Source organism: Streptomyces sp. NPDC001549 (assembly GCF_042894025.1).
GTDB classification, from domain to species: domain Bacteria; phylum Actinomycetota; class Actinomycetes; order Streptomycetales; family Streptomycetaceae; genus Streptomyces; species Streptomyces kutzneri.
Genome location: NZ_JBIAVJ010000007.1, coordinates 232,196 through 254,240, shown reverse-complemented (window position 1 = coordinate 254,240; position 22,045 = coordinate 232,196). Strand labels below are relative to the sequence as shown.

The following is a 22,045-nucleotide window of genomic DNA, read 5'->3' as shown; positions in this document are numbered from 1 at the left end:
TTCAGTGAGTGGGCTCTTCGGGGTGGCGGACCGTGCAGTCGGGTCCGGGAGCCATCAGGGCCTCGTGTCCGTCCTGGAAGCGGACCCGGTACGGGGGGGTTCCGTTCTCGCCCAGGACCTGGGTGATCTCGCCCACCTTGTCGTGCTGTCCGACGATCCTGCCGTGCTGCACCAGCTGGTCGCCCTCGGTCGCGCGCATAACTGACCTCCTCGGTGGCGGTCCGATCCGGTGCTTGCAGTTTAGGTCGTCATGCGGCTATTTGACCCGTTGGGTCACCGCGATGCAGACGAGGACCGCGCAGGCGGCGGCCGGCGCGGCGGGGGAGAGGTGCTCGCCCAGCAGGGCCACCGACCAGACGAGGGTCAGCAGCGGCTGGGCGAGCTGGAGCTGGCTGGCCCGCGGCGCGCCGATCTCCGCCATGCCCCGGTACCAGACGTAGAGGCCGAGGAAGGTGGAGCCCGCCGCCACCCAGACCAGCCCGGCGAGCCCGTGCCCGCTGAGGTGCACCGGCTCGTACGCGAGCCCGGCCGCGGAGCCCGCCAGGCTGAGCGGCAGGCACAGGACCAGCGCCCAGCCGATCACCTGCCAGCCGGGCAGCATCCGGGCGAGGCGGCCGCCCTCGGTGTACCCGGCGGCGCACACCAGCAGGGCGCCGAACAGGTACGCGTCGCCCGCCGAGAGGGCGCCGCCGCTCTGCGCGAGCGTGAAGGCGATCACGACCGCCGCCCCGGCGAGGGCCGCGGCCCAGAAGGCGCGCGAGGGGCGGGCTCCGGTGCGCAGCGCGGACAGCGCGGCGGTGGTGAGCGGCAGGAGGCCGACCACCACGGCGGCGTGCGAGGTCGTGGAGGTCGTCAGCGCGAGGGTGGTGAGCATCGGGAAGCCGACGACCACCCCGCCGGCGACGACGGCGAGCCCCGCCCAGTGCTCACGGGCGGGCAGCGGGACCCGCCGGGCCAGCAGGAAGGCCCCTGCGATCGCGGCGGCGAGGACACTGCGCAGCGCGACCAGCGACCACGGGCCGAAGCTCTCCAGTCCCCAGACAGTGGCGGGGAAGGTCAGCGAGAAGGCGACGACGCCGAGCAGGGCGAGGGTGGTACCGCGGCGTACCGGGTTCGTCACCGCTATCGCGGTCGGGAGAGTAGCGCTATTCTGTGCTGTCATGTATGAGCGTAGCAGTGTGGCCGAACTGGCCGAATCCCTGCGGTCCGAACTTAACCGCTACTCGGTGGGCGGAAAGCTCCCGTCGAGCCGGGTCCTGGTCGAGCGCTACCGGGTCAGCCCGGTCACCGTCTCCCGGGCCCTCGCGCAGCTCGCCGCCGAGGGCCTCGTCGTCACCCGGCCCGGCGCGGGGGTCTTCCGCGCCGCACCGCGTACGGCGGCCCCCGCGCCCGGGGACACCTCCTGGCAGGAGGTCGCCCTCAGCGCCGAGGGGGCCGGGGAGGTCATCCCGCGGTCCGTCGACGCCACCGGAGTGCTGGGCTGCCTGGCCGCGCCGCCGTCCGGGGTGATCGAGCTCAACAGCGGCTACCTGCACCGCTCCCTCCAGCCCGAGCGGGCCATGGCGGCCGCGCTGGCCCGGGCCGGGCGGCGGCCCGGAGCCTGGGGGCGGCCGCCCCTGGAAGGGCTGCCCGAGCTGCGCGACTGGTTCGCCCGGGAGATCGGCGGCGCGGTCGCCGCCGCCGACGTACTGGTCACGGCGGGCGGGCAGAGCGCGCTGGCCACCGCCCTGCGGGCGCTCGCCCCGCCCGGGGCGCCGATCCTGGTCGAGTCCCCGACCTACCCCGGGATGCTGGCCATCGCCCGGGCCTCCGGGTGCCGGCCGGTGCCCGTCCCGGTGGACGCCGAGGGGGTCCGGCCGGAGCTGCTGGCCGCCGCCTTCGAAGCGACCGGCGCGCGGGTGTTCGTATGCCAGCCGCTGTTCCAGAATCCCACCGGAGCGGTGCTGGCTCCGGGGCGGCGGGCCGAGGTGCTGCGCATCGCGCGGGCCGCCGGGGCCTTCGTGGTCGAGGACGACTACGCCCGGGCCCTGGCCCACGAGGGCGCGGGTCCGCTGCCCGCGACCCTGGCCGCCGAGGACACGGACGGGGTCGTGGTGCACGTCCGGTCGCTGACCAAGGTCACCTCGCCCAGCCTGCGGGTCGGTGCACTGGCCGCCCGGGGCCCGGTGGTCGACCGGCTGCGCGCCATCCAGATCGTGGACTCCTTCTTCGTGTCCCGGCCGCTCCAGGAGGCCGCCCTGGAACTGGTCGGCGCGCCCGCGTGGCCGCGCCACCTGCGGACGGTGGCCGCCGAGCTGCGCCACCGGCGGGACGTGCTCGCGGGCGCCCTGCGCCGGGAGCTGCCCGCGCTGGAGCTGCCGCATCTGCCGTACGGCGGATATCAGTTGTGGGTCCGGCCGACCGGGTACGGCGACGACGCGGCCTTCGCGGCGGCCGCCCTGCGCGCCGGGGTGGCGGTGGCTCCGGGCCGCCCGTACTTCTGCGCGGAGCCGCCGGGCCCGCACGTCCGGCTGAGCTTCGCCGGGGTCTCGGGCCCCGGCGAACTGGTCGAGGCGGTCCAGCGGCTGCGTACCGGCCTGGCGGACGGCCTGGGCCCGGACGCTTGACCCACTGCGGTATGCGGCCCACCATCACCGCATGCATGTTCGGGTTTCGCTTGTCGCCGCAGCCCGTAGTTCCTCGCTGCTCGCCGAGCGCTTCGACGACGACCGCCCGCTGGACGGAGCCGGCTGGCGGTCGGTGGAGTCCGCCGCGCAGGGCCTCGTACCCCTGGGCTCGGCCGAGCTGCGCTACTGCTCGCCGACCCCGCGCAGCCGTGCCACGGGCGAGGCCCTCGGGTACGCGCCCCTCGCCCAGCCCGCGCTGCGCGAGTGCGACATGGGCCGCTGGCGGGGGCTGACCCTGGCCGAGGTGGCCGCCCACGAGCCCGGGGCGGTGGAACTGTGGCTCAGCGATCCGCGGGCCGCCCCGCACGGGGGTGAATCCCTGCTCGCCTTCATCTCCCGCGTCGGCGGCTGGCTCGACACCCGGCCGGCCGACGACGGGGGTGCGATCGTGGCGGTGGCCGAGCCCTCGGTGGTCCGGGCGGCCCTCGTGTACGCGCTGAAGGCGCCCCCGCTGACCTACTGGAACGTGGACGTCCGGCCGCTGTCCACGATGACCCTCACGGGCTGGTCCGGCCGATGGCACCTCTGTCTGCAGGCCCCGGCGTAGATCGGTTGAGGGGGGCGAGGACAGCCCTTAGCCTGCGGGAATGACCGCGATACACATCACCACGCTCGCCGAACGCCCCGAACTGGCGGACCGGCTCGGGGACATGGACGACCCCTGGCCCGAGTTCGCCACCCATGACGCCCTCGCCTGGCTGCTGTACCCGCGGATGACGGCCGAGCTGGCGGACTACGTCCTGGTCGCCACGGACGGGGACGCGGTGGTCGCCCGCGGCTACAGCGTGCCCTTCGCCCTGCACGAGGCCGGCCGCGACGGGGTGCTGCCCGCGCAGGGCTGGGACCGCGTGCTCATGTGGGCCTTCTCCGACCTGCGCCGCGGGGTGCGGCCCGACACGGTGAGCGCGATCGAGATCACCGTGGCCGGCGACCGGCAGGGCGAGGGGCTCTCCGGGCTCATGCTGGCCGCGATGCGGGACAACGCCCGGGCCCGCGGCTTCGCCGAGGTCGTGGCACCGGTCCGGCCCAGCGGAAAACCGGCCGAGCCGGACACCCCGATCCACGAGTACGCCTACCGGACCCGGGAGGACGGCCTCCCGTACGACCCGTGGCTGCGCGTCCACGTCCGCGCGGGCGGGGTCATCGACTCGGTGGCGCCGCTGTCGATGACGATCACCGGCTCGCTCGCCCAGTGGCGCGAGTGGACCGGGCTGCCCTTCGACGCCGCCGGACCCGTGCGGGTACCGGGCGCCCTGACGCCCGTCCGGTGCGACCCGGAGCAGGGCTATGCGGTCTATGTGGAGCCGAACGTATGGGTCCGGCACCGTCTCGCCGACGGGGCGGCGTCCGTCCGGCCCTGAGGCGGTGTCCGCGCGCCCGACGCCACCGGCGGAATCACCGCCGCGGCCGGGCCTTTCCTGCTAGACATCTTCCTGGAGGCACCGTGTGCCGGACCCTCCCGTGAGGCCCTCCCTCCGGGAGCGATGGCATTGCATAAACGTGCAGAAGTACGTATAGTCATGCCATCGATGAGGAGGGTCCGATGGTGGTACGTGTAGCGGTGGCCGGAGCGAGCGGGTACGCGGGCGGAGAAGTCCTGCGCCTCCTGCTCTCGCACCCCGAGGTGGAGATCGGTGCCCTCACCGGCAACTCCAACGCCGGACAGCTCCTCGGCTCCCTGCAGCCGCACCTCGTGCCGCTCGCGGGACGCACCCTGGAGTCGACCACCTCCGAGGTCCTCGCAGGCCACGATGTCGTCTTCCTCGCCCTCCCGCACGGCCAGTCCGCCGCCGTCGCCGCCCAGCTCGGCGAGGACGTCCTCGTCGTCGACATGGGGGCCGACCACCGGCTCAAGGACTCCGCCGACTGGGACGCCTTCTACGGCGCCCCGCACGCCGGGACCTGGCCCTACGGGCTCCCCGAACTGCCCGGTGCCCGCGAGGCGCTGACGGGGACCAGGCGCATCGCGGTCCCCGGCTGCTTCCCCACCGCCGTCTCCCTCGCGCTCTTCCCCGCCTACCAGGGGAAGTTCGCCGAGCCGGAGGCCGTGATCGTCGCCGCCACCGGAACCTCCGGCGCGGGCAAGGCCCTCAAGCCGCACCTGCTCGGCGCCGAGGTGATGGGCTCGGTGACCCCCTACGGCGTGGGCGGCGGACACCGCCACACGCCCGAGATGGTGCAGAACCTGAGCCCGGTCGCGGGCCGGCGGGTCTCCGTCTCCTTCACACCGACCCTCGTGCCCATGGCGCGCGGCATCCTCGCCACGTGCTCGGCCAAGGCGCTCCCCGGCACCACCGCCGAATCGCTGCGCGCCGCGTACGAGAAGGCGTACGCCGACGAGCCCTTCGTCCACCTGCTGCCCGAGGGCCGGATGCCGTCCACCAAATCCGTCCACGGTTCCAACGCCGTCCACGTCCAGGTCGCCTACGACGAGTCCGCCCAGCGGATCATCGCCGTCAGCGCCATCGACAACCTGACCAAGGGCACCGCCGGCGGCGCGGTGCAGAGCATGAACATCGCCCTGGGGCTCGATGAGGGCCTGGGCCTTTCGACGATCGGAGTCGCTCCGTGAGCAGGGGGTACCTCCCAGCGGTAGCCGGGGGAGAATGCGCAGCCACCGGGCTGCGGACGACGATGACGGCCGCACCGGCGCGCTGCGCGGGCGGAGAAGCGAACAGGAGCACGCAGTGAGCGTCACGGCAGCACAGGGATTCACGGCAGCGGGCATCGCCGCCGGGATCAAGGCCAACGGCAATCCCGACCTGGCCCTCGTGGTCAACAACGGGCCGAGTCTGGCCGCCGCGGGCGTCTTCACCTCCAACCGCGTCAAGGCCGCGCCCGTGCACTGGTCCGAGCAGGTCCTGCGGGGCGCCGCCGTCAGCGCGGTCGTCCTGAACTCCGGCGGCGCCAACGCCTGCACCGGCCCCAAGGGCTTCCAGGACACCCACGCCACCGCGGAGAAGGCCGCCCAGGTGCTCGGCGGGGACTTCAACGCCGGCGAGATCGCGGTCGCCTCCACCGGCCTGATCGGCGTCCTGCTCCCCATGGACAAGCTGCTTCCCGGCATCGAGACGGCGGCCGCGGCCCTGTCCGAGAACGGCGGCGAGGCCGCCGCCATCGCCATCAAGACCACCGACACCGTGCACAAGACGGCCACCGTCTCGCAGGGCGGCTGGACCGTCGGAGGCATGGCCAAGGGTGCGGGCATGCTCGCCCCGGGCCTGGCCACCATGCTCGTCGTCGTCACCACCGACGCCGACCTGGACAGCGCCACCCTCGACAAGGCGCTGCGCGCCGCCACCCGCACCACCTTCGACCGGGTCGACTCCGACGGCTGCATGTCCACCAACGACACGGTGCTGCTGCTCGCCTCCGGCGCCTCCGGCCAGGTGCCGGCGTACGAGGAGTTCGCGGAGGCCGTGCGCAAGGTCTGCGACGACCTGGCCCGCCAGCTCATCGGCGACGCCGAGGGCGCCAGCAAGGACATCCGCATCGAGGTCATCGGTGCGCTCACCGAGGACGACGCGGTCGAGGTCGGCCGGTCCATCGCCCGGAACAACCTGCTCAAGTGCGCCATCCACGGCGAGGACCCGAACTGGGGCCGGGTGCTCTCCGCGATCGGCACCACCAAGGCCGCCTTCGACCCGGACCGGCTGAACGTCGCCATCAACGACGTCTGGGTCTGCCGGAACGGATCGGTCGGCGACGACCGCGACCTGGTCTCCATGAAGGGCCGCGAGGTCCGGATCACCGCCGACCTGGCGAACGGCAGCGAGTCCGCCGTGATCTGGGGCAACGACCTGACCGCCGAGTACGTCCACGAGAACAGCGCCTACTCCTCATGAGCGACGAGAAGGCCGGCCTGCCCGGCACCTCCGGCGGCACCGCCCGCAAGCACACCGCCCTGCCCAAGGCGCAGATCCTCATCGAGGCCCTGCCGTGGCTCACCCGCCACAACGGCAAGATCGTCGTCATCAAGTTCGGCGGCAACGCCATGATCGACGAGGAGCTCAAGGCCGCCTTCGCCCAGGACGTGGTCTTCCTGCGCCAGGCCGGCCTGAAGCCGGTCGTGGTGCACGGCGGCGGCCCCCAGATCAACGCCCAGCTCGACAAGCAGGGCCTGGTCAGCGAGTTCAAGGCGGGGCTGCGCGTCACGACCCCGGAGGCCATGGACGTCGTACGGATGGTCTTGGCGGGCCACGTCCAGCGCGAACTGGTCGGGCTGCTCAACCAGCACGGGCCGCTCGCCGTCGGCATGACCGGCGAGGACGCCCGCACCATGATCGCGACCAAGCACAGCCCGGAGATCGGCGGCGAGGTCATCGACATCGGCCGGGTCGGGGAGATCACCTCCATCGACACCGGCGCCATCGAGGCCCTGCTGGCGGACGGCCGGATCCCGGTCATCTCCTCCATCGCGGGCAGCGCCGACGACCACCACGTCTACAACGTCAACGCCGACACGGCGGCCGCGGCGCTCGCCGCCGCCCTGGGCGCCGAGACGCTGATGGTCCTCACCGACGTCGAAGGCCTGTACGCGGACTGGCCGAACAGCGACGAGGTCATCAGCAAGCTCACCGTCAGTGAGCTGGAGAAGCTGCTGCCCGAGCTGTCCAGCGGCATGGTGCCCAAGATGGAGGGCTGCCTGCACGCCGTACGCAACGGCGTGAACACCGCCCGCGTGCTCGACGGGCGGGTCCAGCACTCGATCCTGCTGGAGATCTTCACGGACTCCGGCATCGGCACGATGGTCGTGCCCGACCACCAGTCAGGGGGAACGCAATGACGAAGGGCACCGGCAACCAGGAGTACGGCGCTCGCTGGCGGGGAGCGCTGGCCAACAACTACGGCACCCCCGCGGTCGCGCTCGTACGCGGCGAGGGCGCCCAGGTCTGGGACGCCGACGGCAAGCAGTACACCGACTTCGTCGGCGGCATCGCGGTCAACGCCCTCGGGCACGCCCACCCGGCGATCGTGGCGGCCGTGACCGAGCAGATCTCCACGCTCGGCCACGTCTCCAACCTCTTCATCTCCGAGCCGGTCGTCGCGCTCGGCGAGCGCCTGCTCCAGCTCTTCGGCCGCCCCGGCAAGGTCTTCTTCTGCAACTCGGGCGCCGAGTCCGTCGAAGCCGCCTTCAAGATCGGCCGGCTGACCGGGCGGACCCACATGGTCGCCACCGACGGCGGCTTCCACGGCCGGACCATGGGCGCCCTCGCGCTCACCGGCCAGCCGAAGAAGCAGGAGCCCTTCCGGCCGCTGCCGGGCGATGTCACGCACGTCCCGTTCGGTGACGTCGAGGCCCTGCGGGCCGCCGTCACCGAGGAGACCGCGCTCGTCGTCATCGAGCCCATCCAGGGCGAGAACGGCGTCGTCGTACCCCCCGCCGGATACCTGACGGCCGCTCGCGAGATCACCCGCGCCACCGGCACCCTGCTCGTCCTCGACGAGGTGCAGACCGGCATCGGCCGGTGCGGCCAGTGGTTCGAGCACCAGGCCCACGAGGACGTCGAGCCCGACATCGTCACCCTCGCCAAGGGGCTGGGCGGCGGGCTGCCCATCGGCGCGGTGGTCGCCTTCGGCCCCGTGGCCGACCTGCTCCAGCCGGGGCAGCACGGCACCACCTTCGGCGGGAACCCGGTCGCCTGCGCCGCCGGCCTCGCCGTCATCGACACGATCGCCACGGGCGGGCTGCTCGACCAGGTCAAGGACCGGGGCGAGCGGCTGCGCTCCGGGATCGAGGGCACGGGCCACGCCCTGGTCTCCCACGTCCGCGGCTCCGGCCTACTGCTGGGTATCGTGCTGACCGAGCCGCTCGCCGCCCGGGTGCAGCAGGCGGCTCAGGATGCCGGCTTCCTGGTCAACGCGCCCGCCCCCGACGTCGTACGGCTCATGCCCCCGTACGTACTCACCGAGGCCGAGGCGGACGCGTTCGTCCGGGCCCTGCCCGGCATCCTTGACGCAGCAGGCGGGGACGGATCCGGAGAATGAGACGACGATGAGTCAGGCGCAGGACAACGAGCAAGGCGGCCAGGCCGTCCCGCAGACCCGTACCGCGCGTCACCGCCGGATCGTGGACATCCTCAACCGGCAGCCGGTCCGTTCCCAGAGCCAGCTGGCCAAGCTGCTCGCCGACGACGGGCTGAGCGTCACCCAGGCGACGCTCTCGCGCGACCTCGACGAGCTGGGCGCGGTGAAGATCCGCAACACCGGCGGTGAGCTGATCTACGCGGTGCCCAGCGAGGGCGGCTTCCGCACCCCGCAGGCCCCGCTCGGCGAGTCCGCGAAGGAGGAGCGCATGCGGCGCCTCTCCGGGGAACTGCTGATCTCGGCGGAGGCCTCCGCGAACCTCGTGGTCCTGCGCACCCCGCCGGGTGCCGCGCAGTTCCTCGCCTCGGCGATCGACCAGGCCGAACTCCGCGCGATCCTCGGCACGATCGCGGGCGACGACACCCTGATGCTGATCAGCCGGGACCCGGCCGGCGGCCAGGCCCTGGCCGACCACCTGCTCCGGCTAGCGCAGAAGGAGAGCTAGATCGTCTCTTCCGGATCCTGCCGGGCCCGGCTCAGTACCGGGTCACGGCCAGGTCCCCGGACTCCGTGCCGATCGCGATGTGCGGACGGCGGCGCGGGTCCGCCCAGCGCAGGATCGCCCGCATGGCCCGCTCGGGCACGGACACGCAACCGGCCGTCGCGCCCTTGCCGTTGACGTGCAGGAAGATCCCGGCGCCCCGGCCGCGTACGGGCCGGTCGTAGTTGAAGGCGATCACCAGCGCGTGCGCGTACTGCTTCTCGTACGTCACCAGGTGCTCGGCCTCGCCCGGCGCGCAGTCCGCGGGCAGCGGCTCGACCCAGCGGTTGTAGTGGGCGGACGCGTTGTCCTGGCACCACCAGGAATCGCGGCTCACCCGCCGGTAGACGTGGTCCGTGCCGACCGGTGCCCGCCGGATCCCGAAGGCGTAGGGGAGTTCGAAGAGGCCCGTGGGCGTCGTGTTGGTGCCCTGGGTCCGGGTCGCCCCCTCGGTGAGGCCGTTCGCGCCGAAGCGGGCGGGCGCGCTCCCGGACCGGTGCCAGCGCCCCGCCCACCGCTGCCACCAGATCACCCGGCCGGTCGTGGATCCGGGCGCGGGCGCGACGGCGGTGATCAGCTGACTGCCGCCGCCGGTGTCGGCGAGACGGTCGGGCAGGGGCACGGGGCCCTGCGGGAGCAGGGTCGTGACGATCAGTGAGACAGTGACTACAGCGGTACGCAGCACATGTCAGACGGTACGCGGCGGAAGGGGCAGCGGCAGCGCAGGCAGGCCGTCGAGGCTCGATCCGATGAACTCCTTCTTCTCGCAGTACGCGGCGAACTCCTCGTCCGTCTTGCGGCCGAAGTACTCCGCGTGCAGGGTCCGCTCGCCCTGGTACTCCATCAGGGGGACGGCGTACCCGCAGACATCGGAGATCCGGCGGGCGTGGACCAGGACGACCGCCCGCGCCGACGGCCCGTCGGCCTCGCCGAACAGGGCGACCAGTTCGCCCCAGCGCGGATCGTCGCGGAAGACCGCCTCGCCCTCGCCGTGGATGCGCACGATGTTGGGCGGCCCGGAGAACGCGCACCACATCAGGGTGATCCGGCCGTTCTCCCGGACGTGGGCGATGGTTTCGGCGCCGCTGCCCCCGAAGTCCAGGTAGGCCAGGGTCTGCTCGTCGATGACGACGAGCGTTCCGGCGCGGCCCTTGGGGGAGAGGTTGACGTGACCGTCACCCGTGAGCGGGGCGGTCGCGGTGAAGAAGATCGGCTGCTCCTCGATGAACTTGCGCAGCCGGCCGTCTATTCGTTCGTGCAGTTTTCCCATGGGCCCATTATTGGGCCGGCCGGCCGTGCGGCGCGGTCGGGCCGGGCGGTTTCCGTGAGTCCCATCCGGTCGCGGAGCGGGGCCAGTTGGTGGATGTCGAAGAGGTGCGCGGACCGCTCCAGCAGAGCACCCAGCTCGGCAGGATCCGCCCAGCCCGCCTGCAGGGAGCCCTGCCAGTTCCATTCCCGTACGGTGCCCTCGGCCAGCTCGCGCAGCCCCGGATCCCGCACGTCCAGCAGGGTGACGGCGGCCCGCAGCGAGGCGATGCCGCCCCGGGCCCGCAGCAGGTGGAAGGCGGCCCGGCGGGTGTGCGTCGGAAGCTCCGGGGCGACCCGCGCCGTCAGCCAGTCGGCGGGCAGCGGCCCCGCGGTGGCGCGCAGGCCGCGGGAGACCTCGCGGGCCACCGCCGGGGAGGGGTCGTCGAGCAGCGACCGCAGCAGCCGCTCGTCGTCCGCGTCCAGCAGGCGCAGCCCGGCGACGGCGGCGGCCCGCACCGGGCCGCCGGGGTGCCCGAGCAGGGCACGGAGCAGCGGCCCGTCCTCGCGGCGGGCGCACTCGGCGAAGCCGCTCACCGCGTACGGAGTCACCCGGGCCGGGTCCGTGATCAGCTCGCGGTAGCGGGAGTACGGGTCGCCGCCGTCCTGGCGGACCAGCCAGCGGGCGCAGGCCCGGACCAGCCCGGAGCGGTCGGTCAGATACCCCCCGGCCTCGGCGGCCCGCCCGGCCCCGCGCAGGGCGGTGACCCCCGAGGCGCGGACCATCGGGATGTGGGCGCCGAGCAGGAGGTCGACGGCCCGGTCGTCCGGCCCGCCGGTGGCCAGCGCGGCGAGCGCGGCGTCCGCCCACATCCGGGCGGTCGGCGGATCCAGTTCCACGGCGGCCAGCCGGGCGAGCTCCCGTACGCCGAACTCCCCGCCCTCCAGCGAGAGCCGCGCGGCGAACCGCCGGGTCGGCAGGTCCGTGCTCTCGCGCAGCTCGGCCCGCAGCGACTCGCCGCTCAGTGCCGCAGGGAGCCGTGCGGCGGCCCAGGCGCCGTGCTCGCGGCGGCCCAGCCGCAGCAGGAGCGGGGTCAGCCGGCGCACCGTGCCCGCGGGGTCGGCGTCCAGTACGGCGCGCAGTACGCGCCGGGCCTGTTCCCGTACGGCCGGAACCCAGTCGGTGCAGCGGATCGCGACGAGTTCGAGCACCGGATCCGGCGCCCGGAGCGCGCCTTCGCGGACGTAGCCGTCGGGATGGCACAGCGCCACCACGTCGTCGCCGGTGTACGAGGTCTCGTGCCGGTGGCGGCGGATATCGCGTACTGCCTGGTCGAAGGCGATCCACGTGTCGGCCACGCCCGCGGGGAGCGGCACCGGCGTGTGGCCGGGATGCCCGCCGTCCATCAGCCGCTCCGCACTCGCGTGCCCCGCCCGTACAGCCCGTTCCCGCCTGGCGCTCATGCCGCCTCCCCCTGTTGTCCTCTGTCCTCATCGCCGAGCGTAGGCAATCGGATGGCCGTTGCGCCTCCGATATCTCCGCTGGTCAGGTGGCTCGGCGAGGCTCGATTGACGAAACATACGGAGTAGTGCATAGTTATGCCTGTCGTTGAATGCACCGTAAGGAGAAACCCGTGACCGAGCGCGTCGTACTCGCCTACTCGGGCGGCCTGGACACCTCCGTCGCCATCGGCTGGATCGCCGAGGAGACGGGCGCCGAGGTCATCGCCGTTGCCGTGGACGTCGGCCAGGGCGGCGAGGACCTGGACGTCATCCGCAAGCGCGCGCTCGACTGCGGTGCGGTCGAGGCCGAGGTCGCCGACGCCTCCGACGAGTTCGCCAACGAGTACTGCCTCCCGGCGATCAAGGCGAACGCCCTCTACATGGACCGGTACCCGCTGGTCTCGGCGCTCTCCCGGCCGGCCATCGTCAAGCACCTGGTCGCCGCCGCCAAGAAGCACGGCGCCACGACCGTCGCCCACGGCTGCACGGGCAAGGGCAACGACCAGGTCCGCTTCGAGGCGGGCATCGTCGCCCTCGCCCCGGACCTCAAGTGCATCGCCCCGGTCCGTGACTACGCGATGACCCGGGACAAGGCGATCGCCTTCTGCGAGGAGAAGCAGCTCCCGATCGCGACCACCAAGAAGTCCCCGTACTCCATCGACCAGAACGTCTTCGGGCGCGCCGTCGAGACGGGCTTCCTGGAGGACATCTGGAACGCCCCGATCGAGGACATCTACGAGTACACCTCGAACCCGGCCCTGCCGCGCGAGGCCGACGAGGTCGTCATCTCCTTCAAGGAGGGCGTCCCGGTCGCCATCGACGGCAAGCCCGTCACCGTGCTCCAGGCCATCCAGCAGCTCAACGACCGCGCCGGAGCCCAGGGCATCGGCCGGATCGACATCGTCGAGGACCGCCTCGTGGGCATCAAGTCCCGTGAGGTGTACGAGGCCCCGGGTGCGATCGCGCTGATCACGGCCCACCAGGAGCTGGAGAACGTCACCGTCGAGCGCGAGCTGGCCCGCTACAAGCGGCAGGTCGAGCAGCGCTGGGGCGAGATGGTCTACGACGGCCTGTGGTTCTCCCCGCTCAAGCGCGCCCTGGACGGCTTCATCAACGAGGCCAACCAGCACGTCACCGGTGACATCCGGATGACCCTGCACGGCGGCCGCGCCGTCGTCACCGGCCGGAAGTCGGACGAGTCGCTGTACGACTTCAACCTCGCGACCTACGACTCGGGCGACACCTTCGACCAGTCCAAGGCCCAGGGCTTCATCGAGATCTTCGGTCTCTCCTCGAAGATCGCGGCCCGCCGCGACCTCGCCTGACCGACCAGCAGTCCGTACCGCCTCCCCGTTACCTCCGCGGCGGGGAGGCGGTTGCACATCCGGAGCCCTACGGGCCCTCGGAGCCTTACCAGCAGTCAAAGCCATGCAGTCTTGAGGAGCAGTAGCTGTGAGCAGCAACAAGGGTGACGTCCGGCTCTGGGGCGGCCGGTTCGCCGACGGTCCTTCGGAAGCGCTGGCCCTGCTGTCGGCGTCGGTCCACTTCGACTGGCGCCTCGCGCCGTACGACATCGCGGGCTCCCGCGCCCACGCCCGCGTGCTCCACAAGGCCGGCCTGCTCACCGCCGAAGAGCTCGACCGCATGATCGCCGGACTCGACCAGCTCGAAGCCGACGTGGCCGACGGCTCCTTCACCGGCACCATCGCCGACGAGGACGTGCACACCGCCCTGGAGCGCGGCCTGCTGGAGCGGCTCGGCGCCGAGCTCGGCGGCAAGCTGCGCGCCGGCCGGTCCCGCAACGACCAGGTGGCCACCCTCTTCCGGATGTACCTGCGCGACCACGGCCGGATCATCGGCGGTCTGATCGCGGACCTCCAGGACGCGCTGGTCGGCCTCGCCGAGACGCATCACGACGTGGCCATGCCGGGCCGGACCCACCTCCAGCACGCACAGCCGGTGCTCTTCTCCCACCACGTCCTCGCCCACGTGCAGTCCCTGTCCCGGGACGCGGAGCGGCTGCGCCAGTGGGACACCCGGACCGCGGTCTCCCCGTACGGCTCGGGCGCCCTGGCCGGCTCCTCGCTGGGGCTGGACCCGGAGCAGGTCGCCGCCGACCTGGGCTTCGAGCGGGGTTCGGTCGGCAATTCGATCGACGGCACGGCCTCGCGCGACTTCGTCGCCGAGTTCGCCTTCATCACCGCGATGATCGGGATCAACCTCTCCCGGATCGCGGAGGAGATCATCATCTGGAACACGAAGGAGTTCTCCTTCGTGACGCTGCACGACGCCTTCTCGACCGGGTCATCGATCATGCCGCAGAAGAAGAACCCGGACATCGCGGAGCTGGCGCGCGGCAAGTCGGGCCGCCTCATCGGCAATCTGACGGGCCTGCTCGCGACGCTCAAGGCGCTGCCCCTGGCGTACAACCGCGACCTCCAGGAGGACAAGGAGCCCGTCTTCGACTCCTGCGACACCCTTGAGGTCCTGCTGCCGGCCTTCACCGGCATGATGGCGACCCTCACGGTCAACCGGGAGCGGATGGAGGAGCTGGCCCCGGCGGGCTTCTCGCTCGCCACCGACATCGCGGAGTGGCTGGTCAAGCAGGGCGTGCCGTTCCGGGTGGCCCACGAGGTGGCCGGCGAGTGCGTCAAGGTCTGCGAGGGCGAGGGCATCGAGCTCGACCAGCTGACGGACGACCAGTTCGCGAAGATCTCGGAGCACCTGACCCCCGAGGTCCGGACCGTCCTGAACGTCAAGGGCGCCCTGGCCTCCCGCAACGGCCGCGGGGGCACCGCCCCGTCGGCGGTCGCCACCCAGCTCACCGAGCTGAAGGCCGACCTGGTCATCCAGCACGCCTGGGCGGCCCACAAGCAGTAGCCCGTACGCCCCGAGGGGCGGTGGGAGCCCGTCGGCTCCCCCCGCCCCTCCGGCATGCCGGGGTATCAGCAGACGACGCTGACCGAGAACGGCCGGTCACTGTCCACGGCGGCACTGCCGTGCCTCCCTCGGCTCGGCGGCCCCGATGACCGGCTTCCGTGATGCGTTCGAATTACTAAGAGTTGCTCTCCCGTTACGGTGCGGCCCACGCGGCCAGGGCGTCGAAGTCCGCGCGGACCAGTCCGATCTGCTCGTCGATGCGCATCAGCAGGGCCTGCGCCGGGTGGCGCTGGCCGACGTACTCGCGGTCCATCGCCGTGATGTCGTCGTCGATCCAGGCGAAGGGCCGCTCGCCCGCGTAGTCGAGGATGTACTGGGTCTTCCAGAACGTGCCGCGCGGCGCCCGGCCGTGCATCACCGGCCAGTCGATGAAGGGGAGTCGGGGCAGTCCCAGGTGCGGGCCTATCCAGTCGTTGGCCTCGTCCTTCCACGTGGTGGCCCAGACCAGCTCGTAGGCGTCCGCGAGGGCGAGCAGCTCCGCCCCGTGGGCGTGATTGAGCCAAACCCGCAGCGGCTTGGCCTGCTCGGCCTCCGTCCAGCCCGTCGGGCGCATCCGGTGGGTGCGGTAGCCCTCGGGACGGCGCCGGGCCTTGGCCGCGTAGGGGTTCAGCGGCCCGTCGACGTCGATCAGCAGCAGTGGCTTCATTTCGGCAGGATTCCGTTCCGGCTACCTCTCAGGCAGCTCATTTTTCGACTGAATGAGACAGTGACGTCTCATTTGGGGTACGCTTGTCTCATGGCCATGGATCGTGACCAGGTGCTCCGCGATGCGGCCGCCCTGCTTTCCCGCAAGTCGACCGCCACGATGGACGAGGTCGCCCGCGCCGCCGGCATCGGGCGCGCGACCCTCCACCGGCACTTCGCCGGACGCGACGCCCTCGTACGGGCCCTCGAAGAACTCGGCATCCGGGAGTTCGAGGTGGCGTTCGACAACGCCCGCCTCGACGAGGGCACGGCGGTGGAGGCGATCAGACGTCTCGTCGCGGAAGCCGAGCCCAACGCCCAGCTGCTGGCCTTCCTCGTCACCGAGAACCAGCTGTTCGAGGGCGACGAGGTCAACGAGGGATGGGCCCGGCTCGACGCCCGCGTCAGCGCGCTCTTCCGGCGCGGCCAGGAAGGGGGCGACATCCGGATCGACCTGAGCCCCGCGTGGCTCACCGAGGCGCTCTACGCCCTCGTCGGCGCCTGCGCCTGGGCCGTGACGGACGGCCGGGTCGCCGCCAAGGACTTCCAGTACATGATCATCGAGCTGTTGCTCGGTGGCGCCCGACGGAGTGTGGAGAAATGAGCAGCATCCAGCAGCTGAACAGCCCGACCGGGACGGAGACCAGGAGCCGCGGCCGCTGGCTCGCCCTGGGCGTGCTGGTGCTCGCCGTGCTGCTGGTCGCCGTCGACGCGACCGTACTCGGCCTCGCCACCCCCGCACTCTCCGAGGACCTCAAGCCGTCCGGCACCCAGTTGCTCTGGATCGGCGACATCTACTCCTTCGTCATCGCCGGACTGCTGGTCTCCATGGGCAGTCTCGGTGACCGCATCGGCCGCAAGAAGCTGCTGCTCACCGGCGCCGCCGCGTTCGGTGCCGTGTCCGTGCTCAACGCCTACGCGACCAGCCCCGAGATGATGATCGTCGCCCGGGCCCTGCTGGGCGTGGCCGGCGCGACCCTGATGCCGTCCACCCTCGCGCTGATCCGCAACATCTTCCACGACCCCAAGGAGCGCAGCCTCGCGATCGGCATCTGGGGCGCCACCGCCTCGGCCGGCGCGGCCGTCGGCCCGGTCGTCGGCGGAGCCCTGCTCCAGCACTTCTGGTGGGGCTCGGTCTTCCTGATCAACCTCCCCGTGATGATCGCCCTGGTCGTCGTCGGAATCAAGCTGCTTCCCGAATCCAAGAACCCCGTCGCCGGCCCCTGGGACCTCGTCAGCGTCGGCCTCTCCCTCGTCGGCGTGATCAGCGTGGTCTACGCCGTCAAGGAAGTCGCCACCCACGGCGTGACCTGGGAGGTCGCGGCCACCGCGGCACTCGGCGCGGGCGCCCTGTACGCCTTCGTACGCCGCCAGTTCGGCCTGCCGTCCCCGCTGCTCGACATGCGGCTCTTCCAGCACCGCGGCTTTTCCGGCGCGGTCCTCGCCGACCTGCTCACCGTCTTCGGCCTCTCCGGCCTGGTCTTCTTCCTCTCCCAGTTCCTGCAGCTCGTCCAGGGCCGCGACCCGCTGGAGGCCGGCCTCGCCGAACTGCCCGCCGCCATCGGCGCGGTGGTCACCGGCCTGATCGCGGGCCGGTACGCCCGCCGGTACTCGGTACGGACCATCGTGACCGGCGGCCTCGGCGCCATCGGCCTGGCCCTCGCCGTGCTCACCCTGATCCACAAGGAGAGCGGCTACCCGCTGCTCGGCGCGGCCCTGCTGGTCGTCGGCCTCGGTGCCGGTTTCTCCTTCACCGTCACCGCCGACGTGATCCTCTCCAGCGTGCCCAAGGAGCAGGCCGGTTCGGCCTCCGCCGTCTCCGAGACGGCCTACGAACTCGGCGCCGCCCTCGGCATCGCCCTGCTCGGCTCCATCGTCACCGGCGTCTACCAGAGCTTCACCGCCCCGGCCTCGGTCGCGGGCCCGGTCGCCGACGCCGCGCACGAATCCCTCGGCGGGGCCGTCGAGGCCGCCAAGGCACTGGACCCGCACACCGCCCAGGTGATGGTGGGCGCCGCCCAGGACGCCTTCGTGGACGGGCTGCGGCTCGCCTCCGGCGTCGGTGCGGCCGTGCTGCTGGCCACCGCCGTGGCCGCCTGGTTCCTGCTGAAGGGCCAGCGGCTCCAGGAGGGCGTCGAGCACTGACGTCCCGCCGAAGGGGTGGTGTTCCGGCCGGAGTTGACATTTCGTAGAACTGCGGGACACCATCCCGGCGATGGAGATCAACGATCTGACCCCGGCGGAACGCCGCGTCTGGGAGGCCTTCCCGCGCGGCGACGGGGTCGACTTCCGCGCCGCCCCCGAGGACAGCTCCGTCGACGGAGCCGACTGGGGCCCCGACCGCACCCTGCGCGCCGAGGTGCTGCGGGCCATCCTGCTGGGTGCCTGCCCCGCCGTGCAGGGCCGGGTCCCCGGCCTCAAGGTCAAGGGCGCGAAGATCGTGGGCAAGCTCGACATGCGCTACGCCGTCATCGACCACCCCATCCGGCTGCGCGACTGCTGGTTCGAGCGCAAGCCCCTGATGTACGGGGCCCAGCTGCGCGCCCTGGTCCTCGGCTACTCCACGCTGCCCGGCCTGACCGCTTCCACGCTGCGCGTCGACGTGGTCCTGCGCCTGTCCCACTGCCGGATCGCCGGCCCCGTGCGGCTGCAGGGATCCAAGATCTCCGGGGGCCTCTTCCTCCAGGGGGCCGTGATCGGCCCCACGGCCGGCGAGGAGGCGGACGAGCCCCCGCTCCAGCTCAACCACGTCGAGGTCGACACCGACATCATCGCGAACGACCTGACCGTGCACGGCCAGCTCCGCCTCAACGGGGCCACCGTCGGCGGCCAGATCCAGCTCGACCGCGCCCGGCTGCTCGCCCCCGGGGGGATCGCCCTGCACGCCGAGAACCTCACCGTCGGCACCGACCTGCGCGCGCACCGGATCCAGGCCCGCGGCATGGTCAACCTCACCGGCTCCCGGATACCCGGCCAGGCCAACCTCACCCGTGCCGACCTCGCCAACCCGGACGGGACCGCCCTGCGCGCCTCCAGCTGCGCCATAGGCGAGCTGTGGCTGCGCCGCTGCGAAACGGTCCGCGGCGATGTGAACCTGCGCCGGTCCACCGTCGACCTGCTCCACATCGACCCGGAGGCCTGGCCCGAGCGGATCGCCATCGACGGCCTGACCTACCGCACCCTGGCCCCGCACCTCCCCGCCGAGCAGCGGCTGCCCGCCCTGGAGCGGGAGGAGTCCGGCTACCTCACGTACGCCTACGAACAGCTCGCGGCGGCCTACCGTACGGCGGGCGACGAGGCGGCCGCCCGGACCGTCCAGCTCGCGAAGCTGCGCAGGCACCGCCACACCCTGCCCCGGGCCGCCCGGGCGTGGGGGCTGCTCCAGGACGCCACCGTCGGCTACGGATTCCGGCCGCTGCGTGCGGCGGGCTGGCTGGTGGCCCTGCTGATGACCGGGTCGATCGCGTACGGGATCGACCCGCCGCGCGCCCTGAAGGCGGGGGAGGCGCCGGACTTCAACGCGGTCTTCTACACGATCGACCTGATGGTGCCGATCGTCAGCTTCGGCCAGGAAGCGGCCTTCGCGCCGGGCGGCTGGCACCAGTGGCTGTCGTACCTGCTGATCGTGACCGGCTGGATCCTCGCCACCACCACGGCGGCGGGCGTCAGCCGGTCACTCCAGCGTCAGTGAAGAGAGGGCCTACGCGGCCTTCGCCTTGGTGGCGTACATGTCGACGTACTCCTGGCCCGAGAGGCGCATGACCTCGGCCATCACCGAGTCGGTGACGGCGCGCAGCACGTAGCGGTCGCGGTCCATGCCCTCGTAGCGGGAGAACTCCATCGGCTCGCCGAAGCGGACGGTGACCCGGCCCGGGCGCGGCATGCCGGCGCCGCCCGGCTGGAGCTTGTCGGTGCCGATCATCGCGAACGGGACCACGGGAGCGCCGGTCATCAGGGTCAGGCGGGCGATGCCCGTGCGGCCGCGGTAGAGGCGGCCGTCGGGGGAGCGGGTGCCCTCGGGGTAGATGCCGAAGATCTTGCCCTCTTCGAGGATCCGGCGACCGGTCATCAGGGCCGCGACGCCGCCGTTGGCGCCGTCACGGTCGACGGGGATCATGCCGGAGCCGGTGAAGAACCAGGCCATGGCGCGGCCCTTGATCCCCTTGCCGGTCACGTACTCGTCCTTGCCGATGAAGTGGACCGTACGGTCGCACACCAGCGGCAGGATCATGGAGTCGATGAAGGTGAGGTGGTTGCCCGCCAGAATCACCGGCCCGGAGCCGGGGATGTTCTCGATGCCCTCCACGCGGGTGCGGAACATCATGCGCATGACCGGTCCGACAGTGGCTTTGATGAGCTTCGTACGGAACAACGTGGGCCCTCCGGCATCGAAAAGCGGTTCGCGCACCCACCACACGGCGGTAGCGCAGGTGAGGACGATACTCGCGGGTCGGCTTCCCGCGCACATCGGGTTCACGTGTCGGATACGCAGTGTTGACGCGTGTTTGCGCCACGTTCTCCGGATGTGCCGTCGCCGCACCCTCTTCGGCCACCCCCTTTGCCTACCATCGGCACGCCGATCGCGGGCCGCGACACGGCGTTCACGACGAGGAGTGGCACTCATGACACAGGGTGGAGCAGCGCGGCGCACGGTCCTGGGGGCGGCCGTCCTGGCGGCGGGGGCCGGGATCACCGGACTCACGGCGGGTTCCGCCGCCGCGGACGACGGGTACGGATACGGTGACGGCCGCGGCGACGGAGGTCACCGGGACCTCCCCCACCCGACGGTCATCGGCCATCGCGGGGCCAGCGGCTACCGCCCGGAGCACACGATCGGCTCCTACCAGCTCGCCCTCGACCTGGGCGCCGACGTGGTCGAGCAGGACCTGGTCCCGACCCGGGACGGCCATCTGGTGTGCCGCCACGAGAACGAGATCGGCGGGACCACCGACGTCGCCGAGCACCCCGAGTTCGCCTCCCGGCGCACCACCAAGTCGGTCGACGGGGTCGCCGTCACCGGCTGGTTCACCGAGGACTTCACCCTGGCCGAGCTGAGGACCCTGCGCGCGAAGGAACGTATCCCCGCCGTCCGCCAGCGCAACACGCTCTACGACGGCCAGTGGGCCGTACCCACCTTCGAAGAGGTGCTCCGCTGGGCCGACCGCGAGGGCAAGCGGCGCGGCAAGCGGGTGTGGCTGCACGTCGAGACCAAGCACCCCACCTACTTCCGGGGCCTGGGCCTCGGCCTGGAGGAGCCCCTCGCCAAGCTTCTGCGCCGCTACGGGCGCGACGGGCGGGGCGCCGCCGTCTTCCTCCAGTCCTTCGAGCCCTCCAGCATCCAGCGGCTCTCCCGGCTGGTCTCCGCGCCCCGCGTGGTCCTGCTCGCCGCGGCGGGCACCCGCCCCTGGGACTTCGAGGTGGCCAAGGACCCGCGCACGGTCGCCGACCTGGTCAAGCCCGAGGGCCTGAAGTGGATCGCCGGCTTCGCCCAGGGCATCGGCCCGACCATGGACCTGATCCTCCCGCGCGACGCGGCGGGCGAGCTCGGCGCCCCGACCACCCTGGTGAAGGACGCCCACGCCCGCGGGCTGCTGCTGCACCCCTACACCGCACGCAACGAGAACAGCTTCCTGCCCGCCGAGTACCGCAAGGGGACCGACCCCACCGCGTACGGGGACGCCCTCGGTGCCTTCCGCACCTACTTCGAACAGGGCATCGACGGGATCTTCACCGACAACCCGGACACCGGAGTGCTTGCGGCGGAGGCCTTCCGTCCGGGCCGACGCCCCGTCAACCGCTGAGCGCCGCTTCCCGTACGAGTGGGCCGGGCCCGGCGGGGAAACCGTCGGGCCCGGCCCACTCGTCCCGCCCGGCATGGACCTGCTGAAGGCTGATTACTTCGACAAGCTGGGCCCGCTGCTCTCCGCCGAGGCGGCCGCGGAGGCCCCGGGCACCGGAGTGGACGCGGCCGACCTGGAACAAGCCGTCTGGGTCAGGCTGCTGGAGAGCGGCCGCCACGCCCCCGATCCGGCCGAACCCGCGGAGCCGGCGCGGTGGCTGCGCCGGGCGGTCCGGGCGGAGGCCCGACTCGCCCGGCGCCGGGCCCGCCGGGAGATCCCGTACGGCCACCGCCAGAACTCGGTGGACGGGAGCACACCGGCCGGCGCGGCCGCCGCGGCAGAGCCGGAAGACGCCCTCCTGCACGGCGAGGAGAACCGCGCACTCCGATCGGCGGTCGCCCGGTTGCCCGGACGCTGTCCCGAGCTGATGAAGGCACTTCTTTCGCCCAGAGACCTCACTTACCGTGAAATCGCAGGAGAGTTGGGTATCTCACAAGGAAGTTTGGGGCCCGTCCGTTCCCGTTGCCTGGGATGTCTGCGCAGAATGCTGGCTGCAGAGGTTGCGGCTCCTGGCCTGCGGGGAAAGGAGCGGTAGACCA

The 22,045-nt window shown here is 72.2% G+C and carries 22 protein-coding genes; 15 read left to right on the top strand and 7 right to left on the bottom strand.

What is annotated here, in order from left to right; translation table 11 throughout:
* Position 1: 1 nt before the first annotated feature.
* Positions 2-199: a DUF1918 domain-containing protein gene (locus ACFY04_RS15185; protein ID WP_373043714.1), complete on the bottom strand. Its 198-nt coding sequence runs from the start codon at positions 197-199 to the stop codon at positions 2-4.
* Positions 200-256: 57 nt separating this feature from the next.
* Complete coding sequence (locus ACFY04_RS15180) at positions 257-1,162, bottom strand: DMT family transporter (protein WP_389116863.1); 906 nt, start codon at positions 1,160-1,162, stop codon at positions 257-259.
* On the opposite strand from ACFY04_RS15180, the gene ACFY04_RS15175 reads away from it, so the two are divergent.
* The 8 genes from ACFY04_RS15175 to ACFY04_RS15140 all read left to right on the top strand — a co-directional run bounded on the left by ACFY04_RS15175 (position 1,161) and on the right by ACFY04_RS15140 (position 9,198).
* Positions 1,161-2,606, top strand: a complete 1,446-nt coding sequence (locus tag ACFY04_RS15175; RefSeq protein ID WP_389116862.1) for a PLP-dependent aminotransferase family protein — start codon at positions 1,161-1,163, stop codon at positions 2,604-2,606. The genes ACFY04_RS15180 and ACFY04_RS15175 overlap by 2 nt on opposite strands.
* Before the next feature lie 31 nt (positions 2,607-2,637).
* Positions 2,638-3,213, top strand: a complete 576-nt coding sequence (locus ACFY04_RS15170; protein ID WP_389116861.1) for a histidine phosphatase family protein — start codon at positions 2,638-2,640, stop codon at positions 3,211-3,213.
* Between the two features lie 40 nt (positions 3,214-3,253).
* The gene (locus ACFY04_RS15165; protein ID WP_389116859.1) at positions 3,254-4,027 is read left to right on the top strand and encodes an N-acetyltransferase; all 774 of its coding nucleotides are present in this window, start codon (positions 3,254-3,256) and stop codon (positions 4,025-4,027) included.
* Positions 4,028-4,209: 182 nt separating this feature from the next.
* Entirely contained in the window at positions 4,210-5,238 is a 1,029-nt protein-coding gene (gene argC, locus ACFY04_RS15160) for an N-acetyl-gamma-glutamyl-phosphate reductase (RefSeq protein ID WP_389116858.1), read from the top strand.
* Positions 5,239-5,353: 115 nt separating this feature from the next.
* Entirely contained in the window at positions 5,354-6,511 is a 1,158-nt protein-coding gene (gene argJ, locus ACFY04_RS15155) for a bifunctional glutamate N-acetyltransferase/amino-acid acetyltransferase ArgJ (protein ID WP_389116856.1), read from the top strand.
* The gene (gene argB / locus ACFY04_RS15150) at positions 6,508-7,452 is read left to right on the top strand and encodes an acetylglutamate kinase (RefSeq protein WP_033222500.1); all 945 of its coding nucleotides are present in this window, start codon (positions 6,508-6,510) and stop codon (positions 7,450-7,452) included. Before argJ ends, argB begins: the two co-directional genes overlap by 4 nt.
* Positions 7,449-8,654, top strand: a complete 1,206-nt coding sequence (locus ACFY04_RS15145; protein ID WP_389116853.1) for an acetylornithine transaminase — start codon at positions 7,449-7,451, stop codon at positions 8,652-8,654. The genes argB and ACFY04_RS15145 overlap by 4 nt, the downstream gene beginning before the upstream one ends.
* 7 nt (positions 8,655-8,661) lie before the next feature.
* On the top strand, positions 8,662-9,198 hold the full coding sequence (locus tag ACFY04_RS15140; protein ID WP_030010023.1) for an arginine repressor: 537 nt from the start codon (positions 8,662-8,664) through the stop codon (positions 9,196-9,198).
* Between the two features lie 31 nt (positions 9,199-9,229).
* On the opposite strand, the gene ACFY04_RS15135 is transcribed toward ACFY04_RS15140, so the two are convergent.
* The 3 genes from ACFY04_RS15135 to ACFY04_RS15125 are packed head-to-tail and all read right to left on the bottom strand — an operon-like array spanning position 9,230 to position 11,943.
* Positions 9,230-9,916, bottom strand: coding sequence for a L,D-transpeptidase (locus ACFY04_RS15135; RefSeq protein ID WP_389116989.1), 687 nt, complete (start codon positions 9,914-9,916; stop codon positions 9,230-9,232).
* Between the two features lie 6 nt (positions 9,917-9,922).
* Positions 9,923-10,504 (bottom strand): pyridoxamine 5'-phosphate oxidase family protein, encoded by a 582-nt coding sequence (locus tag ACFY04_RS15130; RefSeq protein ID WP_389116851.1) that lies wholly within the window; start codon positions 10,502-10,504, stop codon positions 9,923-9,925.
* Positions 10,480-11,943 carry a hypothetical protein gene (locus ACFY04_RS15125; RefSeq protein ID WP_389116850.1) on the bottom strand — a complete coding sequence of 488 codons (1,464 nt, stop codon included), beginning with the start codon at positions 11,941-11,943 and terminating at the stop codon, positions 10,480-10,482. Before ACFY04_RS15125 ends, ACFY04_RS15130 begins: the two co-directional genes overlap by 25 nt.
* A gap of 170 nt (positions 11,944-12,113) precedes the next feature.
* Between ACFY04_RS15125 and ACFY04_RS15120 the strand changes: the two genes are divergently transcribed.
* Entirely contained in the window at positions 12,114-13,307 is a 1,194-nt protein-coding gene (locus ACFY04_RS15120) for an argininosuccinate synthase (protein WP_030009472.1), read from the top strand.
* Between the two features lie 127 nt (positions 13,308-13,434).
* Entirely contained in the window at positions 13,435-14,862 is a 1,428-nt protein-coding gene (argH, locus tag ACFY04_RS15115; protein WP_389116849.1) for an argininosuccinate lyase, read from the top strand.
* A 193-nt stretch (positions 14,863-15,055) separates the two neighbouring features.
* Here the strand turns inward: argH and ACFY04_RS15110 are convergent, their stop codons facing one another.
* Positions 15,056-15,568, bottom strand: a complete 513-nt coding sequence (locus ACFY04_RS15110) for an HAD domain-containing protein (RefSeq protein ID WP_389116847.1) — start codon at positions 15,566-15,568, stop codon at positions 15,056-15,058.
* 90 nt (positions 15,569-15,658) lie between these two features.
* Here ACFY04_RS15110 and ACFY04_RS15105 point away from each other — a divergent pair, with 90 nt between their 5' ends.
* The 3 genes from ACFY04_RS15105 (at position 15,659) to ACFY04_RS15095 (ending at position 19,297) form a co-directional block, all read left to right on the top strand.
* Positions 15,659-16,210: a TetR/AcrR family transcriptional regulator gene (locus ACFY04_RS15105; protein ID WP_389116845.1), complete on the top strand. Its 552-nt coding sequence runs from the start codon at positions 15,659-15,661 to the stop codon at positions 16,208-16,210.
* On the top strand, positions 16,207-17,751 hold the full coding sequence (locus tag ACFY04_RS15100; protein WP_389116844.1) for an MFS transporter: 1,545 nt from the start codon (positions 16,207-16,209) through the stop codon (positions 17,749-17,751). The genes ACFY04_RS15105 and ACFY04_RS15100 overlap by 4 nt, the downstream gene beginning before the upstream one ends.
* 70 nt (positions 17,752-17,821) lie before the next feature.
* The gene (locus ACFY04_RS15095; RefSeq protein WP_389116843.1) at positions 17,822-19,297 is read left to right on the top strand and encodes a membrane-associated oxidoreductase; all 1,476 of its coding nucleotides are present in this window, start codon (positions 17,822-17,824) and stop codon (positions 19,295-19,297) included.
* 9 nt (positions 19,298-19,306) lie between these two features.
* Here the strand turns inward: ACFY04_RS15095 and ACFY04_RS15090 are convergent, their stop codons facing one another.
* Positions 19,307-20,074 (bottom strand): lysophospholipid acyltransferase family protein, encoded by a 768-nt coding sequence (locus ACFY04_RS15090; RefSeq protein ID WP_389116841.1) that lies wholly within the window; start codon positions 20,072-20,074, stop codon positions 19,307-19,309.
* A 154-nt stretch (positions 20,075-20,228) separates the two neighbouring features.
* On the opposite strand from ACFY04_RS15090, the gene ACFY04_RS15085 reads away from it, so the two are divergent.
* Both ACFY04_RS15085 and ACFY04_RS15080 read left to right on the top strand, forming a co-directional pair.
* Positions 20,229-21,407 carry a glycerophosphodiester phosphodiesterase gene (locus ACFY04_RS15085; RefSeq protein WP_389116840.1) on the top strand — a complete coding sequence of 393 codons (1,179 nt, stop codon included), beginning with the start codon at positions 20,229-20,231 and terminating at the stop codon, positions 21,405-21,407.
* A gap of 73 nt (positions 21,408-21,480) precedes the next feature.
* Entirely contained in the window at positions 21,481-22,041 is a 561-nt protein-coding gene (locus ACFY04_RS15080) for a sigma-70 family RNA polymerase sigma factor (protein WP_389116838.1), read from the top strand.
* Positions 22,042-22,045: the final 4 nt, after the last annotated feature.

Excerpts from the sequence above, each read along its gene's own strand:
- ACFY04_RS15185 (WP_373043714.1), bottom strand. The coding sequence starts at position 199 with ATGCGCGCGACCGAGGGCGACCAGCTGGTGCAGCACGGCAGGATCGTC.
- ACFY04_RS15175 (WP_389116862.1), top strand. The coding sequence starts at position 1,161 with ATGTATGAGCGTAGCAGTGTGGCCGAACTGGCCGAATCCCTGCGGTCC.
- ACFY04_RS15180 (WP_389116863.1), bottom strand. The coding sequence starts at position 1,162 with ATGACAGCACAGAATAGCGCTACTCTCCCGACCGCGATAGCGGTGACG.
- ACFY04_RS15170 (WP_389116861.1), top strand. The coding sequence starts at position 2,638 with ATGCATGTTCGGGTTTCGCTTGTCGCCGCAGCCCGTAGTTCCTCGCTG.
- ACFY04_RS15165 (WP_389116859.1), top strand. The coding sequence starts at position 3,254 with ATGACCGCGATACACATCACCACGCTCGCCGAACGCCCCGAACTGGCG.
- argC (WP_389116858.1), top strand. The coding sequence starts at position 4,210 with ATGGTGGTACGTGTAGCGGTGGCCGGAGCGAGCGGGTACGCGGGCGGA.
- argB (WP_033222500.1), top strand. The coding sequence starts at position 6,508 with ATGAGCGACGAGAAGGCCGGCCTGCCCGGCACCTCCGGCGGCACCGCC.
- ACFY04_RS15145 (WP_389116853.1), top strand. The coding sequence starts at position 7,449 with ATGACGAAGGGCACCGGCAACCAGGAGTACGGCGCTCGCTGGCGGGGA.
- ACFY04_RS15140 (WP_030010023.1), top strand. The coding sequence starts at position 8,662 with ATGAGTCAGGCGCAGGACAACGAGCAAGGCGGCCAGGCCGTCCCGCAG.
- ACFY04_RS15130 (WP_389116851.1), bottom strand. The coding sequence starts at position 10,504 with ATGGGAAAACTGCACGAACGAATAGACGGCCGGCTGCGCAAGTTCATC.
- ACFY04_RS15125 (WP_389116850.1), bottom strand. The coding sequence starts at position 11,943 with ATGAGCGCCAGGCGGGAACGGGCTGTACGGGCGGGGCACGCGAGTGCG.
- ACFY04_RS15110 (WP_389116847.1), bottom strand. The coding sequence starts at position 15,568 with ATGAAGCCACTGCTGCTGATCGACGTCGACGGGCCGCTGAACCCCTAC.
- ACFY04_RS15105 (WP_389116845.1), top strand. The coding sequence starts at position 15,659 with ATGGCCATGGATCGTGACCAGGTGCTCCGCGATGCGGCCGCCCTGCTT.
- ACFY04_RS15100 (WP_389116844.1), top strand. The coding sequence starts at position 16,207 with ATGAGCAGCATCCAGCAGCTGAACAGCCCGACCGGGACGGAGACCAGG.
- ACFY04_RS15095 (WP_389116843.1), top strand. The coding sequence starts at position 17,822 with ATGGAGATCAACGATCTGACCCCGGCGGAACGCCGCGTCTGGGAGGCC.
- ACFY04_RS15090 (WP_389116841.1), bottom strand. The coding sequence starts at position 20,074 with ATGTGCGCGGGAAGCCGACCCGCGAGTATCGTCCTCACCTGCGCTACC.
- ACFY04_RS15085 (WP_389116840.1), top strand. The coding sequence starts at position 20,229 with ATGACACAGGGTGGAGCAGCGCGGCGCACGGTCCTGGGGGCGGCCGTC.
- ACFY04_RS15080 (WP_389116838.1), top strand. The coding sequence starts at position 21,481 with ATGGACCTGCTGAAGGCTGATTACTTCGACAAGCTGGGCCCGCTGCTC.